Origin of the sequence: Rhodococcus sp. 14-2496-1d, from assembly GCF_002259365.1 — a bacterium.
Lineage (GTDB): Bacteria > Actinomycetota > Actinomycetes > Mycobacteriales > Mycobacteriaceae > Rhodococcoides.
The window spans coordinates 1-16,550 of the sequence record NZ_NPFV01000013.1; the positions used below are offsets into that span (position 1 = coordinate 1).

16 protein-coding genes are annotated in these 16,550 nt (G+C 65.4%); 7 read left to right on the forward strand and 9 right to left on the reverse strand.

Features of this window, described 5'->3' with window-relative positions; all coding sequences use genetic code 11:
• Positions 1–86: 86 nt before the first annotated feature.
• From CH296_RS09735 to CH296_RS09745, 3 genes are all read left to right on the forward strand, one after another.
• Entirely contained in the window at positions 87–1,001 is a 915-nt protein-coding gene (locus CH296_RS09735; RefSeq protein WP_256980398.1) for an acyl-ACP desaturase, read from the forward strand.
• A 205-nt stretch (positions 1,002–1,206) separates the two neighbouring features.
• Positions 1,207–2,205 carry a diguanylate cyclase gene (locus CH296_RS09740; protein ID WP_235386946.1) on the forward strand — a complete coding sequence of 333 codons (999 nt, stop codon included), beginning with the start codon at positions 1,207–1,209 and terminating at the stop codon, positions 2,203–2,205.
• Positions 2,206–2,324: 119 nt separating this feature from the next.
• Complete coding sequence (locus CH296_RS09745) at positions 2,325–3,956, forward strand: alpha/beta hydrolase (RefSeq protein WP_094684607.1); 1,632 nt, start codon at positions 2,325–2,327, stop codon at positions 3,954–3,956.
• Here CH296_RS09745 and CH296_RS09750 read toward each other — a convergent pair.
• On the reverse strand, positions 3,951–4,331 hold the full coding sequence (locus CH296_RS09750; protein WP_141214685.1) for a hypothetical protein: 381 nt from the start codon (positions 4,329–4,331) through the stop codon (positions 3,951–3,953). The two genes, CH296_RS09745 and CH296_RS09750, sit on opposite strands and share 6 nt — an antisense overlap.
• Before the next feature lie 94 nt (positions 4,332–4,425).
• Here CH296_RS09750 and CH296_RS09755 point away from each other — a divergent pair, with 94 nt between their 5' ends.
• Together CH296_RS09755 and CH296_RS09760 are read left to right on the forward strand one after the other, a co-directional pair.
• Positions 4,426–4,962, forward strand: a complete 537-nt coding sequence (locus CH296_RS09755) for a peptidylprolyl isomerase (RefSeq protein WP_094629007.1) — start codon at positions 4,426–4,428, stop codon at positions 4,960–4,962.
• 24 nt (positions 4,963–4,986) lie between these two features.
• Entirely contained in the window at positions 4,987–5,916 is a 930-nt protein-coding gene (locus CH296_RS09760) for a rhomboid family intramembrane serine protease (RefSeq protein ID WP_045197780.1), read from the forward strand.
• Positions 5,917–5,993: 77 nt separating this feature from the next.
• Here CH296_RS09760 and CH296_RS09765 read toward each other — a convergent pair whose 3' ends face one another.
• Together CH296_RS09765 and crgA are read right to left on the reverse strand one after the other, a co-directional pair.
• Positions 5,994–6,479: a PH domain-containing protein gene (locus tag CH296_RS09765; protein WP_094684608.1), complete on the reverse strand. Its 486-nt coding sequence runs from the start codon at positions 6,477–6,479 to the stop codon at positions 5,994–5,996.
• A gap of 36 nt (positions 6,480–6,515) precedes the next feature.
• Positions 6,516–6,779 (reverse strand): cell division protein CrgA, encoded by a 264-nt coding sequence (gene crgA, locus CH296_RS09770; RefSeq protein WP_032396997.1) that lies wholly within the window; start codon positions 6,777–6,779, stop codon positions 6,516–6,518.
• 203 nt (positions 6,780–6,982) lie between these two features.
• Here crgA and CH296_RS09775 point away from each other — a divergent pair, with 203 nt between their 5' ends.
• Both CH296_RS09775 and CH296_RS09780 read left to right on the forward strand, forming a co-directional pair.
• The gene (locus tag CH296_RS09775) at positions 6,983–7,729 is read left to right on the forward strand and encodes a DUF881 domain-containing protein (protein ID WP_094656798.1); all 747 of its coding nucleotides are present in this window, start codon (positions 6,983–6,985) and stop codon (positions 7,727–7,729) included.
• A gap of 13 nt (positions 7,730–7,742) precedes the next feature.
• Positions 7,743–8,384 carry an aminodeoxychorismate/anthranilate synthase component II gene (locus CH296_RS09780; protein ID WP_094684680.1) on the forward strand — a complete coding sequence of 214 codons (642 nt, stop codon included), beginning with the start codon at positions 7,743–7,745 and terminating at the stop codon, positions 8,382–8,384.
• Between the two features lie 16 nt (positions 8,385–8,400).
• Here the strand turns inward: CH296_RS09780 and pknB are convergent, their stop codons facing one another.
• The 6 genes from pknB to CH296_RS09810 are packed head-to-tail and all read right to left on the reverse strand — an operon-like array spanning position 8,401 to position 16,545.
• The gene (gene pknB / locus CH296_RS09785) at positions 8,401–10,338 is read right to left on the reverse strand and encodes a Stk1 family PASTA domain-containing Ser/Thr kinase (RefSeq protein WP_032397000.1); all 1,938 of its coding nucleotides are present in this window, start codon (positions 10,336–10,338) and stop codon (positions 8,401–8,403) included.
• Positions 10,335–11,702, reverse strand: coding sequence for a serine/threonine-protein kinase (locus tag CH296_RS09790; RefSeq protein ID WP_094684609.1), 1,368 nt, complete (start codon positions 11,700–11,702; stop codon positions 10,335–10,337). Before CH296_RS09790 ends, pknB begins: the two co-directional genes overlap by 4 nt.
• 7 nt (positions 11,703–11,709) lie before the next feature.
• A complete protein-coding gene (locus CH296_RS09795) occupies positions 11,710–13,194 on the reverse strand; it encodes a penicillin-binding protein 2 (protein ID WP_094684610.1) in 1,485 nt (494 codons plus the stop codon).
• The gene (locus tag CH296_RS09800; protein WP_032397003.1) at positions 13,191–14,648 is read right to left on the reverse strand and encodes an FtsW/RodA/SpoVE family cell cycle protein; all 1,458 of its coding nucleotides are present in this window, start codon (positions 14,646–14,648) and stop codon (positions 13,191–13,193) included. The genes CH296_RS09795 and CH296_RS09800 overlap by 4 nt, the downstream gene beginning before the upstream one ends.
• Complete coding sequence (locus CH296_RS09805; protein WP_045197786.1) at positions 14,645–16,084, reverse strand: PP2C family serine/threonine-protein phosphatase; 1,440 nt, start codon at positions 16,082–16,084, stop codon at positions 14,645–14,647. The genes CH296_RS09800 and CH296_RS09805 overlap by 4 nt, the downstream gene beginning before the upstream one ends.
• Complete coding sequence (locus CH296_RS09810) at positions 16,081–16,545, reverse strand: FHA domain-containing protein (RefSeq protein WP_032397005.1); 465 nt, start codon at positions 16,543–16,545, stop codon at positions 16,081–16,083. Before CH296_RS09810 ends, CH296_RS09805 begins: the two co-directional genes overlap by 4 nt.
• Positions 16,546–16,550: the final 5 nt, after the last annotated feature.

The following is a 16,550-nucleotide window of genomic DNA, read 5'->3' on the forward strand; positions in this document are numbered from 1 at the left end:
ACAACACCGAAAGGACCGCCCCTGACAAACCGGAAACATCAACACGGGCCGGGGCCTTTAACCTGGCCACCAGCGGGGACTTCAACTTGGCCATTGACACTCTGGAAGCCAATTTGAATCGCCATCTGTCGATGGCGAAGGAATGGCATCCGCATGATTACGTTCCGTGGGATCTGGGTCGGAACTTCGCGGCGATGGGTGGGCAGGACTGGTCTCTGGAGCAGTCGTCGTTGTCGGAACTGGCTCGCACGGCGATGATCACCAATTTGCTCACCGAGGACAATCTGCCGTCGTATCACCGGGGGTTGGCAGACAACTTCTCGTTGGACGGTGCCTGGGGGACGTGGGTGGGGCGTTGGACTGCGGAAGAGAATCGCCACGGCATCGTCATGCGCGACTATCTGGTCGTGACCCGAGCGGTCGACCCGGTGGAGCTGGAGCGGGCTCGAATGCATCACATGACGGTGGGCGTCGATGCGCCGATGGATGGCGCGAATTTTCTCCATTCGGTGGCGTATGTGACGTTTCAGGAGTTGGCGACGCGGGTGTCGCACCGGAACACGGGTCTGGCGTGCGGAGATCCGGTGGCGGATCGAATGTTGGCTCGTGTTGCCGCGGACGAGAACCTGCACATGATCTTCTATCGGAACCTCGGTGAGGCGTCGCTGGATCTGGTGCCCGATCAGATGGTCCGCGCCATCACCGATGTCGCGACCGACTTCCAGATGCCCGGTCTGAACATGCCCAATTTCCGCAAGAATGCGATGACCTTGGCCAAGCACGGGATCTACGACCTGCGGCAGCATCTGGACGAGGTGTTGATGCCTGTCTTGCGCAAGTGGAAGATCTTCGAGCGCAACGATTTCACGGGTGAGGGCGAGCGGGATCGTGATCGGCTGGCAGCCTTCGTCGAAGACCTGGCAGTCAAGGCGACCAAGTTCGAGGAGTCTCGCGATCGTCTGCTTGCCAGGGAGGCGGCACGCGCCGAGAAGGCGTCCTGACCTGCTACGTCTTCGCCGGCCAGAGTCGTGATCACGTCTCGGAGGTGTTAGAGTCCGGGCATCGTTGGGTCATGTGAGGCGATGGCCGTAGTGCGTGGGGAGGGCCGATGGTGCCTGGGGGGTATCGGGTGAGTGGTGGTGTTCCTTTCGGTGAATGCTGCCTCCAGTCGGCCGAATCATGGTCTTGCACGGTTGGAATCGACTGGTGAGCAGGCTCAGGTTCGACGAGTCCGGACGCATGCTCGCCGTGTTCGCGGCGGTCACCACGGTTCTGTACGCCGCCAGCGCGATAGCGTCGTGGTCTAATCTGACCGGTGCGCAGCAGGTTCTGGCCGCTTTGGCTCTGATACTCGGTCCGACGGCGATCGTGGTGCTGGCAAGGGCGGGTGTGCCGAGCCCCAAGCAGGCGGTGGGATTGGCGACCGCATTGTCGGTGATGGCCCTCGCCTGTGCCCTGGGGAGCAGCGACACCATGCCGGCGTTCTTGATCTGCGTCCAGGCGGCCATGTTCCTCGGCATGCACATCGGTGCGTTCTGGTCCGAACGCAGTGCAGGCATTTGGGTTGCAGTGCTTGCTGTTTCAGCGGTCATCGGAGCCGCGATCGCGCCGTACGGCACGCCGTTCATCAGTTACATCCTCGTGGCGCTCGGCATCGTCGGTGCCACGGAGGTGTTCGGTGTCTTCGCGCGCCGAATGCGCTATTCCGCGACGCACGACGCTCTGACCGGCCTGCTCAACAGATTCGGGTTCGAGTCCAAGATCGAGAAGATGTTGCCGGCATGTGCCGCTCGCGGATTGTCGGTCAGCCTCGCCGTGCTCGACCTGGACAATTTCAAGGAGATCAACGACGAGTACGGCCACATTGCCGGTGATGTCCTGCTCGCCCGGGTCTCGAAGGCATGGAAGGGGCAGTTGACCCGACGTGACGTTCTCGGTCGGCTCGGCGGAGACGAGTTCGTGCTGTTCATGCCGGGGGTTCTCGAAACGGAGGCCTGGCAGATCATCGAGCGACTGCGCCGCGCTCATCGTGCGGAGTGGAGCGTCGGATTGGCCTGCATGCCCGCGGGTCGCCGCTGGGGTGAGATATATCGGGCAGCCGACGCCGATCTGTACCGGGCGAAGCGAAGCCGGCCGCCGAGGACGAGTCGGCCGTCCGATCCCGACGCCGGGTACAGCGGACCGATTCGCAGGATCGCGCAGTAGCACTCCGCCGATGCAGCGTTGATCCCCAGATTTCATCCACAGGCTGGGGATAGATTTTCCCGCGCGGTGCACTTCTCGCGTTGACTCGTCGACAACGACGATGCTGCGGGGGATACGCGATGGTCACTCTCGACGAGTTCAGAACATGGGACAGCCGAGTGCTGGCAGCCGCGTCCGAAGCCCTGATGTGGCGGTGGCGTGAAGTGACTGCCGTGCACGATTCGGTAGCGGACGCGGCCATGGGCACAGGCTGGGACGGTCCTGCGGCCGAGGCGGCGCGTGAGGCGATGAGCCGCATCCGATCCGATCTGGCAGACATCGCAGCCGAGTTGCTTCGGATCGCGACCTGTACCGCGGATGCCTCGATCGACATGCAGAGTCTGGTCGCTGCCCTCCGCTCGGTGGAGCAGAGAGCGGCGGACGAGCGATTCGCGGTCGAATCCGATGGCTCGGTGTCCGACGCTGCAGCGTCGTATTCGGTTGCGCTCGTGGATCTGTGGTCGACGATGCGAGAGCGGCGGCGGTGCCGTGACGAGCTCGCCGAGCGAATCGCGCAGCTGATTCGTACGGCTACGGACTTCGACGACTTCCTTGCCCGACGCCTCGCCGGGGAAACGTCCGCAGCCTCCGTCGCGGCGGCAGTTGCGGCTTCGGTGCCGCGCGACGGGTCACCGGCGGCCAATGCTGCCTTCTGGAGCGCGCTCTCGCCTGCGGCACGAACCAGGTTGCTCGTCGAACAGCCCGCGCTGATCGGCAATCTCGACGGCCTGCCTGGACGGGTACGGGACAGCGCCAACCGCCGAGTGTTGGCCGCCGAGCGTATCCGCCTCCGCGCCGTCGAGGCCGAACTGCAGAAAGAGTTGGACGACAACGTGTTCGGCGGAATCTTCAGTGACGCCGATGCCGGACTCGAGCAGACTCGCACACGGCTGGCATCACTCGATGCGATCGACGCGACGCTGGCGCAAGGAGCTCGACAGCTTCTTGTCCTCGACAATTCCTCGTACGAGGAGACGATGGCGGCCGTGGCGGTCGGCGATGTCGACACCGCAACCCATGTCGCCGTCTTCGTGCCCGGTCTCGGCTCGACGGTGCACGGTCATCTTCTCCGCTACGACGGCGACATGGAGGACCTCGAAAGCACTGTGCAGCAACTTGTTTCGCAAGACGCACCGCAATCTGCGGCTGCCGTGACCTGGCTGGACTACCAAGCCCCTCAGGTGGGGTGGAGCTTGCTCGATCCGAATCGGACCGTGGTCTCGGGTGCGGCTGCGCAGGCGGGAGCCGATCGACTGGTTCCGTTTCTGAACGGTCTCGACGCCGCGCGTGCGAGCGATCCGCATCTGTCGGTGTTGGCCCACTCCTACGGATCCCTCACGGCAGCATCCGCGCTCCGAGGTGACACGGGAGTCGACGAGTTCGTAGCTCTCGGGTCACCGGGGCTCGGCACCCACAGCCTCGCAGACCTTCAGCTTCCCGTCGGACACGCCTTCGTAGCGGAGGCCCAGGGCGATATCGTCGCCGATCTCGCCGCGTTCGGCCGCGATCCGGGCGCACTCGACGGAGTCACACTGCTGTCCACCGAGCCGTCCGACGGTGCCCGCGGCTCGATCGGTCACAGCGACTATCTCACCGAGGGCACCACCAGCGGACACAACACGGCACTGGTCGTCGCCGACCGCGGCGCTGAGGCCGTGATCAGAACGAGGCCGGGTCTGCTCGACCTGCTGCAGAAAGCTCTGTACCTATGACGGCGTGTCGTCGTAGTCGGCCAGACTCGGCGGAACGTCGGCAGGCGGGGGCACCTCGTTGCGACGGCGACCGAGGAAGAACACGACACCTCCGACGACGGCAGCAGCGGCACCGAACACCAGTATTCGGCGGGTCCGACGCGATCCGGCGTCGACCGTGACCAGCGCTGGGGTGCGATTCGCTTCGGCAATACGTTCCGCGGTCACCGCTCGCCGCTGCGCGGCCTGCTTGCGTGCCAGCCCGTAACCCTGTCTGGCCAACAGCAGGCCCACTCCGGCCGGACCCTTGCTTGCGGCAGATGCGGCTCCGAGCAGCGCGGACGCTGCGGTACCGGTGGTCGACCGACCCCGGTCGGGCTTCGTTGTGCTCGTCATACCCTCACTGTTCCACAACACGCCCCCGCTGAACCCTTCCGATACATCCGACTCGATGCCCGTTGTGAACTGCCCGATCACCCGAGATGGCACGATGGAGGGCGTGACTTCACCAAACAAGACCCAAACGGCCACGCTGCACACCAACCGCGGCGATATCGTCATCGAACTGTTCGGCAATCACGCCCCCAAGACCGTCGCGAACTTCGTCGGTCTCGCGGACGGATCCAAGGAGTACACGACGCAGAACGCATCGGGTGCCAAGACCGGACCGTTCTACGACGGCGCGGTCTTCCACCGCGTCATCGACGGCTTCATGATCCAGGGCGGCGACCCGACCGGCACCGGTGCAGGCGGACCGGGCTACAAGTTCGAGGACGAGTTCCACCCGGAGCTCTCCTTCGATCGCCCGTACCTGCTGGCCATGGCGAACGCCGGCCCCGGCACCAACGGCTCGCAGTTCTTCATCACCACCGGCAAGACCCCGCACCTCAACCGCAAGCACTCCATCTTCGGTGAGGTCACCGACGAGGCGTCGAAGAAGGTCGTCGACGCGATCTCGAGCACGCCGGTCGGCCGCGGAGATCGCCCGGTGGACGAGGTCGTCATCAACAACGTCACCATCTCTTGATCTGACCGAAGGACTCTCGACAAGATGACGAACCCCGGCTGGGGTGGCGCCTACGGCGACCAGCCCAACCCACCCCAGTCGGTGTGCGTCCGACATCCCGATCGCCCCACCGGCCTGGCCTGTTCGCGCTGCGGCCGGCCGGCATGTCCGCAGTGTCTGCAGGCCGCCGCCGTCGGACAGCACTGCGTCGATTGCGTGCGCGAGGGCAACAAGAACATCCGCACTGCGCAGACCGTCGCCGGTGCACCCATGGCACGATCGGCCAAAACCCCACTGACGTACGCCCTCATCGCCGTCAACGTGATCGTCTACGGCATCACGGTGGCACAGTCCGGCGATCCGATGAACAACACCTCCGGATCCGCGCTCGCGCGCAGCTGGGCTCTCAACAGCCTGCTCGTCTCCGACGGCGATGTGTTCCGGTTGATCGGCAGCGGCTTCGTCCACTACGGGCCGATCCACCTGCTCGTGAACATGTTCGCGCTGTACATCATCGGTCGCGACGTCGAACTCGTGCTCGGCCGAACCCGCTACCTGGTCGTCTACTTCCTCTCGCTCCTCGGCGGAAGCGCGTCGGTGATGCTGCTGGAGAACCCACTGGCGCTCACCGTCGGCGCGTCCGGTGCCGTCTTCGGCCTCCTCGGCGCGCAGGCCGTCATCCTGCTGCGGCTCAAGCGAAGCCCGGCACCCATCCTCATCGTCATCGCAGTGAACATCTTCATCAGCATCTCGATCCCCAGCATCTCGCTGTGGGGACACATGGGCGGACTCGTCGCCGGAGCCGCCGCAACCGCCGGTCTGGTGTTCCTCTCCCGACGAACCCCGGACACGGGTCGACAACGAACCATGGCCGGCGTGTCCATGGCCTGGCTCTCGGTCATCGCCGTCGCTCTGGTGTCACTGGGCATCATCGCCATCCGTGTACTCGACCTGCGCGCCCACATGGGCCTCTAGCCAGTCCACTCGATGTGACATCGACCCCCCAAAAGGCCACTGAATGTCACATTGAGTGACCCCTGGGGGCCGGGCGGTCAGGAGTTGCGGGGCACCAGACCGTGTATTTCGAGTGCGTCGTACACATCTCGGGGGTCGGTTCCGAGGTCCCATCTGCCGAAGATGATGAGTCGGTCGTCGTCTTCGCCGGGTGGGCGGACGTCGAGTTCGAGCATCGGGACGCGTCGGCCCAGTCGTGGGTATTTCACGATTTTGATGCGGACGATGTCATTGCGGGTGTACGTGCGTTTGCCGCCGAGGCGTTTCATCACCAGTGATCCGTCGTGGGTGATGGCCAGTCGGGGGCGTTGTGCGGCGGCGAGTGCTGCGATGATCCACATTCCGACGGCGGCGAGGCCGACGAGGAATGTTCCGGCTGCGTCGGTGGATGAGAGTGCAGCTCCGATTCCGAGCGCAATTCCGCCCACGACCAGGGCTGCGACGGCGACGAGGGGCGTCGCCCACTGCTGTTCGTACACACCCTGTGGATCGTTCGTAGAGTTATCCACAGGGTTTATCCACATTGGGGATGAATGACATCGATGTAACTCGGTCGGCTCTCAGCGCCACCGCATGGTCATCACGAGTCCGACGACCATGAACCCGAAGCCGATCAGGAAGTTGTAGGCACCGAGGTTCCCGATGAAGGCGATGTCCTCGGAAGCCAGGTAGTAGACGATCAGCCACAGCAGCCCGACCAGCATGAATCCCAGCATCAGCACCACATACCAGACCGGTGACGGCCCGGCGTTGACCTTGACCGGCGTACGGTTCGCCGGGTTAATCGTGTAGTCGTTCTTCTTCCGTACCTTCGACTTCGGCATTGCTTCCTCTTCGTGTTCGTGACGGCCGGTGGCACTGCGGCCGTACCTGTGGACAACTTACGGTCGGAACCTGTGGATCGGCGGGTGCCGCGCATCCCCAGGCTATTGTCACCTCGAGGACCGTGACGGTCACCGAACCGGTTGCTGTACACGCTAACGCAGGTGAGCCCAGCACCGACCCACCGGACAAATTGCGAGCACCCGTGAGACGACGATCGACTGCCCCCGCCGACACGCGCTGGTGGGTGCTCGCCGTGGTGGTCTGCTCTGTCGTGGGTCTGCTGCTCGGCACCACCAGGCATGTCTCGGACGGCTCCGAGCTGCGCGGCGGCGACACCACTCGGCTCGCGGATCTGGTCGATGCGGCCCGACTCAGCAGTGACGATGCTCAGCGGAGCCGGGACGCGCTCGAGCAGCAGGTCGAGTCCATCCAGCAACGCACTGCGACGGGGGACACCGAGGTTGCCGATGCGTTGGTGCGTATCGATTCCCTGGCCGACGCGGCGGGACGCGAGCCCGCGTCCGGTGGGGGTGTGACCGTCACGATGGCCGACGCTCCCCGTGGACCGGACGGCTCGTATGCGTCCGACGCGTCCGTCGACGATCTGGTGGTTCATCAGGTCGATGTCCAGAGCGTGCTCAACGCGTTGTGGGCCGGCGGCGCGTCGGCGATCGCGATGCAGGATCAACGCCTGGTGGCCTCGTCGGCTCCGCGGTGCATCGGAAACACCCTTCTGCTCGGCGGGCGGACGTACAGTCCGCCGTACGTGATGACGGCGATCGGAGATTCGGATCGGTTGCGCGCGGCCTTGAAGAACGAGCCGGGTGTGCGGTTGTACGAGCAGTACGCGCTTCGATACGGCCTCCGTTACGACGTCGCTGCGTCCGAGAACCTCTCGGTGCCCGCGTACTCCGAATCGGTGCGCATGCGGTATGCACAGCCTCGCTGAGTACGCTGTCCACATGCGTATTCTCGTCGTCGACAACTACGACAGCTTCGTCTTCAACCTCGTCCAGTACCTGGGCCAGTTGAATGCCGATGTCGAGGTCTGGCGCAACGACGACGAGCGCCTCACCGACCGTGACGCCGTTGCTGGCCGGTTCGACGGCATTCTGCTCAGCCCCGGGCCGGGCACGCCGCAGCGCGCGGGTGCCACGATGGATCTCGTCTCGGCCAGCGCTCGCGCGAAGACGCCCCTGCTCGGGGTCTGTCTGGGCCATCAGGCGATCGGTGCAGCCTTCGGTGCGACGGTGGAGAAGGCCCCGGAACTGCTGCACGGTAAGACCAGCCTGGTGCACCATTCGGGCGTCGGAGTTCTCGAGGGGATGAACGAGCCGTTCACGGCCACTCGCTACCACTCGCTGACCGTCCGGGAGGACACGATCCCGGACGAACTCGAGATCATCGGGCGCACCGAATCCGGTCTGGTGATGGCCATGAGGCACGCCGAACTACCGATTCACGGCGTCCAGTTCCATCCGGAGTCCATCCTCACCGAGGGCGGTCACCGCATGCTGGCGAACTGGCTGACCGTCTGCGGGATGCCCACCGACCAGGGTCTGGTTTCCAAGCTCGAAGCCCAGGTCGCCGAGGCGTTCGCCTGAGCCGGCCTCGACGCGGCTAGTTGCCGCTGGGGATTCCCAGCGCCCCGATGCTCACAGTGATGGTGTCGGTCTTGCTGATCTCCGAGCCTGCCGGTTGCGTCTGGTTGACGATTCGCCCGACCATCAGTGGGTCGAGTGTCGACTGCCTCGACGTCGACAGGTTCGATGCAGTTCCGGTCCACCCCGCCGATTCCAGCGCTGTCAGGGCCTGAGCCTCGGTGAGGCCGGACAGGTCCGGCATCGGGATCTTGTCTCCGTTGGAGACCCTCAATGTCACGACGGTGTTCTCGGCGACGTTGGCACCACCGGTCGGGTCCGTCGAGACGACCTGTCCCACCGGCTGACTCGAGTCGATGTTCTGTATCTGGACACGGAGCCCAGCACCCTCGACGTTCGGCTGCGCGACGTCGACGAGCTGGCCGACGACGTTGGGCATCCGGACCTGTGCAGGCCCCGAACCGAGCGTGATGCGAACCTGCGAGTCGGCGTTCATGCTCACGCCCGAGGACGGGTTCTGCTCGATGACCTTGTCGAGGTTCTCCGGCGTCGACGGCGCACGGGCGACGGTGGGATCGAGTTCGAGGCCCACCTCGTTCAAGGCGTCTGCCGCCTCCTGTTGCGTTCGTCCGGTCAGCCGCGGCACCTGCACCTGCTGCGGGCCCGAGGAGACATCGAGCTGAATGTCTCCCGGTGATTCGGTCTGCGACCCTGCGGCCGGGTTGGTGCCTATCGCCGAACCCTCGGGGACCGACGCATCCGGCCTCTCCTGCACGGTGACGCGTAGTCCGACGTTCTCGAGTTCCCGCTGGGCCTCGTCCGCGACGAGTCCGGCGACGGACGGCACGGTGACGGACGTGGGCTCCGCTCCGGGACCGAGGGACCACAGGAATGCTCCGACGATCGCGACGACGATGATCGACGCCGCGGAAACGAGGGCGATCTTGAGGCCGCGACGGCTCCTGGGTTCGTCCTCGCGTTCGGCGTGCCTCGACGCACGGGGTGCGGCGGCTGCGGCCGGTTTGTCCGCGCCGGAGAAGTCTGCCTGCCGTGAGTCGACCGATCCGAGGATCGTGGTGCGGTCCTCGTCGTTCATGACCATCGGGGCGCTCGGGCGTTGACCTCCGAGGACACGGACCAGGTCGGTACGCATCTCGGCGGCGCTCTGGTAGCGGTTGGCGGGGTTCTTGGCCATCGCCTTGAGGATGATCGAGTCGAGTTCGCGCGGCACGGTGTCGTTCACCAGCGACGGCAGCTGAGGATCCTCGCGCACGTGCTGGTAGGCGACGGCGACCGGTGAATCACCCTTGAACGGCGGTTCGCCGGTGAGGATCTCGAACAGCACACATCCGAGCGAGTAGACGTCCGATCGAGCGTCGACCTGTTCGCCGCGGGCCTGCTCGGGTGAGAGATATTGAGCGGTCCCGATGACGGCGGCGGTCTGGGTCATCGGCGACGACGAATCGGCGATGGCACGCGCGATGCCGAAGTCCATCACCTTCACGGCGCCCGCGTTGTTGATCATGATGTTCGCGGGTTTGACGTCGCGGTGCACGATTCCGTTGCGGTGGCTGAAATCGAGTGCAGCACAGACGTCGGCGATGACCTCCATGGCCCGACGCGGCGCCATGGGTCCCTCGGCGCGCACGATGTCGCGCAGGGTGTCGCCGTCGACGTACTCCATGACGATGAACGGGAGCGGTCCGGCCTCGGTCTCGGCCTCGCCGGTGTCGTACACGGCGACGATGGCGGGGTGGTTCAGGGCGGCCGCGTTCTGGGCTTCGCGTCGGAAGCGCAGGTAGAACGTGGGGTCGCGAGCGAGATCGGCGCGCAGGACCTTGATGGCGACGTCGCGATCCAGCCGAGTGTCACGTGCCAGATGAACCTCGGACATGCCGCCGAAACCGAGTATCTCGCCCAGCTCGTAGCGAGAGGACAGCGTACGGGGAGTCGTCATTGTTGTCCTCGAGGATCTTGCTGGAATGGAATCTCGATCAGCGGCCGTCTCGTCGTCGTCTGCGTCGGCTCGGCCGTGGTCGTCGTGGTTTCCTCGGTGGTCGTCGGCACCTCGGTTGTGGTCGTCGTCGTGGTCGTCGTGGTTTCTTCGGTGGTGGTTTCTTCCGTGGTCGTCGTGGGTTCGGTGGTTGTGGTCGTGGTGGTGGTCGGCTGCGTGGTCGTGGTGGTCGGCGGCACGAACGGAGTCGGCGTGTCGTCCCTGCCCCCGGTCAACAGCACGTAACCGCCGATGAGGATGGCCAGCAGCAGCAGTCCGGCGCCGCCCCAGGCGAGGGCCTTCTGCGCCGACGACATTCCGGTGGACTCGGGGACTGCGGCGGCTGCCGTTCCGGTGACCGGTCCGCGGTACTCGCGCTGCGATGTCGGCATCATCTGGGTGCTCGACGGCGGTGCCGCAGGGCTGGGTACGACGCCCGGCATCATGACCCGGCCGGTGCCCGTACCGCGGGAGTTTCCGGGTGCGGGCGGGCGACGGCCTGCACGGACCGCGGCGACGGCGTCGGCGAACTCGCCACCGTTGGCGTAGCGCGCGGCGGGGTCCTTGACCATCGTGATCTCGATGAGTTCGCGTACGGCAGGGGGCAGGTCGAGCGGCATGGGTGCCGGCGTCTCGCGGACGTGCTTCATGGCCACGGTCAGGGCGCCGTCGCCCACGAACGGCCGCGTGCCCGCGAGTACTTCGTATCCGACGACTCCGAGCGAGTAGACGTCGGAAGCCGAGGTGGCCTCTTCGCCGAGTGCCTGTTCGGGGGCGATGTACTGCGCTGTGCCCATGACCATTCCGGTCTTGGTGACCGGCGACGCGTCGACCGCTTTCGCGATGCCGAAGTCGGTGATCTTGACCTGCCCGGTGGGGGTGATCAGGATGTTGCCCGGCTTGACGTCGCGGTGGACGACGCCTGCGGTGTGCGCGATCTGCAGGGAGCGGCCGGTCTGTTCGAGCATGTCGAGGGCATGGCCGAGCGGCAACCGGGACATCCGGCCCAACACCGCGTTCAGCGGCTCACCGTTGACCAGTTCCATCACCAGGTAGGCCAGTGATTCGCCCGCGCCGTCACGGGTCTCGCCGTAGTCGTAGACCCCGGCGATTCCGGGGTAGTTCAGCTGTGCGGTGGTGCGCGCCTCGAACCTGAAGCGCTGCAGGAATTCCGGGTCCTCGGAGAACTCCGCCTTGAGTACCTTGACCGCCACGCGGCGATCCAGGCGGTTGTCCATCGCCTCCCACACCTGACCCATACCGCCGGTGGCGATCAGGCGCAGCAGTCGGTAGCGCTGGGCGATGACAGCCCCGTTGCTCAATGGCACCGTACGTTCACCTCCCCTGCAATGCGGCTGCGATGACGGCTCGCCCGATGGGGGCGGCCACGGATCCACCGGTTGCGGCGAGAGCTCGGTCGCCACCGTCCTCGACGATGACGGCGATGGCGACCTTGGGGTCGTCGGCGGGTGCGAATCCGATGTACCACGCGTGCGGTGGGGTGTTGCGCGGGTCGGAACCATGTTCTGCGGTACCGGTTTTCGACGCGATCTGGACGCCGGGGATCTTGCCTTCGCCGCTGGTGTTGTTCTCGGAGCCGATCATCAGATCGGTCAGCGTCGCCGCGGTCGCCGAGCTGATCGCCTCGCCCATGGCCTTGGGCTGGTAGCTCGACAGGTCCGACAGGTCGGGAGATTGCAGCTGCTGCACCAGGTTCGGGGCCATCCGCACGCCGCCGTTGGCGACGGTGGCGGCGATGACGGCGTCCTGCAGCGGGGTCAGCGCCACGTCGCGCTGGCCGATGCTGGATTGGCCGAGCGCGGCGTCGTCGTCGATGGGCCCGATGGTGCTGTCGGCGACGGTGAGCGGAATGGTCGAGTCCTCACCGATGCCGAATGCCGCGGAGGTCTCACGCATCCTGTCGACCCCGGTGTCGATGCCGAGCTCGACGAAGGCGGTGTTGCACGAGCGTGCGAACGCTTCGCGCAGGGTTGCCGTCTGGCCACCGCCGCACGTCGACCCGTTGTAGTTCTCCAGTGTCGTCGAGGTCCCCGGCAACGTGATGTTCGACGCGGCCGTGAGTTGATCGTCCGGTGTCGCGCCCGCTTCGAGTGCGGCTGCGGTGGTGATCACCTTGAACGTCGATCCGGGTGGGTAGGTCTGCGAGATCGCCCGGTTGACCATCGGCTTCTCGGGATCGTTGCTCAGGTTCTCCCACGCTTCGGTGGTGGTGCTGCCGTCGTGGCTGGCCAACAGGCTCGGGTCGTAGCTGGGGGTGCTGGCCATGGCCAGGATGTTGCCGGTGGCGGGGTCGAGGGCCACTACCGAACCGGTGTATCCCTTGGCGGTCAGCTGGTCGTACGCGACCTGCTGAACGACGGGGTCGATGGTGGTGACGACGTTGCCGCCGCGGGGATCTCGGCCCGAGATGAGGTCGAACAGGCGTCCGCCGAAGAGCCGGTCGTCGGATCCGTTGAGGACGGGATCCTCGGCGCGTTCGAGGCCACTGCTCGAGTACAGCATCGAGTAGTAGCCGGTGATCGGCGCGTTGGCCTGCGGGCTGGCGGGGGAGATCGAATTCTGCGGGTAGGTGCGCAGGTACTTGTAGCGGTCGCCGGTCGGGACCGAGGACGCGAGTACCTGGCCGCCTGCCGAGATCTGACCGCGCTGGCGCGAGTACTCGTCGAGCAGTACTCGCGAATTCCTGGGGTCGGTGCGCAGATCGTCGGCCTTGATGACCTGGAGGTAGGTGGCGTTTGCGAGCAACGCAACGACCATGACCATCACGGCGATGGAGACGCGGCGCAGGGGAGTGTTCATGCGCGCTTCACCATCTCGGTGGGTGCCTCCGCGATGGGCGCTGCGGGAGCGGGCTTCTTCTTGGGCGTTGCCGGCTCACGGGCTGCGTCGGAGATTTTGATCAGCAGCGCGAGGAGCAGGTAGTTGGCGAGAAGCGACGATCCTCCGTAGGACAGATACGGCGTGGTGAGGCCGGTCAGTGGGATGAGTTTGGTGACGCCGCCGACGACGACGAACAGCTGGATGGCAATGGTGAACGACAGACCTGCGGCCAGCAGTTTGCCGAAGCTGTCGCGGACGGCCAGCGCGGTACGCAAGCCGCGAATGATGAACAGCAAGTACAGGATCAGGACCGCGGTCAGGCCGATGAGGCCGAGTTCCTCTCCGACCGTCGCGATGATGAAATCGGTCTTGGCGAACGGAACCTGGGACGGGCGACCGCTGCCGAGCCCGGTGCCGGCCAACCCGCCCGTGGCGAAGCTGAACATGGACTGGACGATCTGGTAGCCGGTGTCGTTGTAGTCGTCGAACGGGTGCAGCCAGGTGTCGGTGCGGATCTTGACGTGGCCGAACACCTGATACGCGAACAGGAATCCGACGAGCAACAGCCCGAATCCGATGATCAACCAGCCGACGCGTTCGGTGGCGATGTAGATCATCACCAGGACGGTTCCGAAGATCAGCAGCGACGTACCGAGGTCCTTCTCGAACACGAGTACGCCGACCGAGACGATCCAGACGACCAGGATCGGCCCCAGATCGCGTGCCCGTGGGAAGTCCATTCCGAGGAAGTGCTTGCCGGCGACGGTGAACAGTTCGCGCTTGGCCACCAGCAGTGAAGCGAAGAAGATGAGCAGCAGGATCTTCGCGAACTCACCGGGCTGAATACTGAAGCCGGGTAGTCGGATCCAGATCTTCGATCCGTTGACCTCGGAGAATGCCGACGGCAGCATGGCCGGGATGGCCAGGAGCACCAGTCCGGCGAGTCCGACGGTGTAGCCGTAGCGAGCCAGGGTGCGGTAATCGCGTAGCAGCACCAGCAGCGCGACGAACCCGGCGATGGCCAGCGTCGTCCACAGCACCTGCTGGTTGGCATCGGGGGACGGAATGGGGTTGCCGAGATACTGGGCCTGCTGCTCGTCGGCCAGATCGAGGCGATGAATGAGCACCAGACCGAGTCCGTTGAGCAACGCCACGATCGGCAACAGCAACGGATCCGCGTAGGGAGCGAAACGGCGTACCGCCAGGTGCGCCACCGTCATCAGCGCGAGATACGCCACCGCGTACTTCGCCAGATCCCAGGTGATGGTCTGTTCCTGACTGGCTTCGACCAGAACCAAGGAGATCGTGGTGATCAGAACGGCAGCGCCGAGCAACAGCAGTTCGATGCCGCGTCGGTTGGATTGAACCGGCGCGGGCGCGAACCCTTCGGGCGGACTCGGAAAGGATCCTCCCGCGGACGGATTGGAACTCATCGAGTACCGGTCCTGCAGTTCTGGCCGGGAATTTGCGGAACCGTCGGTGTCGGCACCGCTGTGGTGGTCGGTGCTGCCTCAGGAGTGGGTTCGACCGTGGGCGGCAGCGGGGCGGCGGGCGGCGGGATGATCGCCGTCGGAGTCGGTTCGACGGTCGTGGTCACGACCGGCTCGGTCTCGCAGACCTGAAGCAGGTCCCCGGAGGCCAACCGCTCGACCTGTCCGCGAGCATCGTCGAGAGATCCCGACGGCAACCCGGCCGTGACCTGCTCACGTGCAGCAGGCAGAAGATCGTCGATCTCGAACGGAACACAGTCCGCCGGGGCGGCATCCGGCGCGGTCAACGTGACGGCTCCGTCGTCGTCGAGGCAGCCGATCAGTTCGACGCTCTGCAGCGAGTACCCCAGCACCGAGCCGGGCAGCCCGCGCAGCACGGTCACCTTGCTGTTGTCGGCACCGACGTAGTAATTGCCCTTGATGATCGAATTGGCCACCACCGCACCGATTCCGGCGAGAACGACCAGGGTCAGGGCAATGAGTGTCCAGCGCAGCTTGTGCGATTTCTTCTCCGGTGCGACAACCGGCGCGGTGACGCGCTTGGGCGTCGTACGGGGGGGACGCATCGCTGCGGCGCGCCCTGCTGCGGTGTTGGGCGGAGGGGCGTCCTCTTCGTCTTCGGTGCTGGCGGCACCGCCGAGGATGGGGTGGCTCTGTCCGTAGTCGAGGTCGATCACATCGGCGACGACGACCGTCACGTTGTCCGGCCCGCCACTGCGAAGCGCGAGTTCGATCAGTCGGTCGGCGCAGGGTCCCGTCTCGCCCTCGTTCAGCGTGTTCTCGATGGTTTCGTCGCTCACGACGTCCGAGAGGCCGTCGGAGCACAGCAGATATCGATCGCCTGCGCGCACTTCCCGAACGGTGAGCGTCGGCTCGATCTCGTTGCCGGTGAGGGCACGCATGATCAAGGACCGTTGCGGGTGTGTGTGCGCCTGCTCGGCGGTGATGCGGCCTTCGTCGACGAGAGACTGAACGAAGGTGTCGTCTCGGGTGATCTGGGTGAGCGAGCCGTCGCGCAGCATGTACGCGCGCGAATCGCCGATGTGTACCAGTCCGATTCGCTTGCCCGCGAACAGGATTGCGGTCAGTGTGGTCCCCATGCCGTCGAGCTCGGGTTCGTCCTCGACCTGATCTGCTATGGACGCGTTGCCTTCGCGGGTGGCTGCCTCGAGCTTGCCCAGCAGATCCTCGCCGGGCTCGTCGTCGTCGAGATGAGCCAATGCGGCGATCATCAACTGCGAGGCCACTTCACCGGCGGCGTGACCGCCCATGCCGTCGGCCAGCGCCAGTAGGCGAGCCCCGGCGTACACGGAGTCCTCGTTGTTGGATCGAACCAGACCGCGATCACTGCGGGCGGCATAGCGAAGGACGAGGGTCACGGGCGCAACTCGATCACGGTCTTGCCGACGCGGACAGGGGTTCCCAGGGGGACGCGAACGGCGGTGGTCACCTTCGCGCGGTCGAGGTAGGTGCCGTTGGTCGAGCCGAGGTCTTCGACGTACCAATCTCCGCCGCGGGGCGAGATGCGCGCATGCCGCGTCGACGAGTAGTCGTCTGTCAGAACGAGAGTGGAGTCGTCCGCTCGCCCGATGAGGACGGGCTGCGTGCCCAGCGATATGCGCGTTCCGGCGAGACCGCCCTGGGTCACCACGAGGTACTTGGCCACCTTCTGCTTGTTGAACGACGGGAGAACTTTCGAGCCGCCGGAGTAGCGAGGAGGCACTCGCATGCCTGCGGCCGCATAGATGTCACTGCGCAAGGTGCGAAGGACGGCCCAGACGAAGAACCACAGCAAGAGCAGGAAGCCCGCCCTTGTCAGTTGCAGAATCAATCCCTGCACGACGA

What these genes read in the sequence shown, in the direction of transcription:
- CH296_RS09745 (WP_094684607.1), top strand. Translation starts at nt 2,325, where the DNA reads ATGGTCACTCTCGACGAGTTCAGAACATGGGACAGCCGAGTGCTGGCA.
- CH296_RS09750 (WP_141214685.1), bottom strand. Translation starts at nt 4,331, where the DNA reads ATGACGAGCACAACGAAGCCCGACCGGGGTCGGTCGACCACCGGTACC.
- CH296_RS09755 (WP_094629007.1), top strand. Translation starts at nt 4,426, where the DNA reads ATGGAGGGCGTGACTTCACCAAACAAGACCCAAACGGCCACGCTGCAC.
- CH296_RS09760 (WP_045197780.1), top strand. Translation starts at nt 4,987, where the DNA reads ATGACGAACCCCGGCTGGGGTGGCGCCTACGGCGACCAGCCCAACCCA.
- CH296_RS09765 (WP_094684608.1), bottom strand. Translation starts at nt 6,479, where the DNA reads ATGTGGATAAACCCTGTGGATAACTCTACGAACGATCCACAGGGTGTG.
- crgA (WP_032396997.1), bottom strand. Translation starts at nt 6,779, where the DNA reads ATGCCGAAGTCGAAGGTACGGAAGAAGAACGACTACACGATTAACCCG.
- CH296_RS09780 (WP_094684680.1), top strand. Translation starts at nt 7,743, where the DNA reads ATGCGTATTCTCGTCGTCGACAACTACGACAGCTTCGTCTTCAACCTC.
- pknB (WP_032397000.1), bottom strand. Translation starts at nt 10,338, where the DNA reads ATGACGACTCCCCGTACGCTGTCCTCTCGCTACGAGCTGGGCGAGATA.
- CH296_RS09795 (WP_094684610.1), bottom strand. Translation starts at nt 13,194, where the DNA reads ATGAACACTCCCCTGCGCCGCGTCTCCATCGCCGTGATGGTCATGGTC.
- CH296_RS09800 (WP_032397003.1), bottom strand. Translation starts at nt 14,648, where the DNA reads ATGAGTTCCAATCCGTCCGCGGGAGGATCCTTTCCGAGTCCGCCCGAA.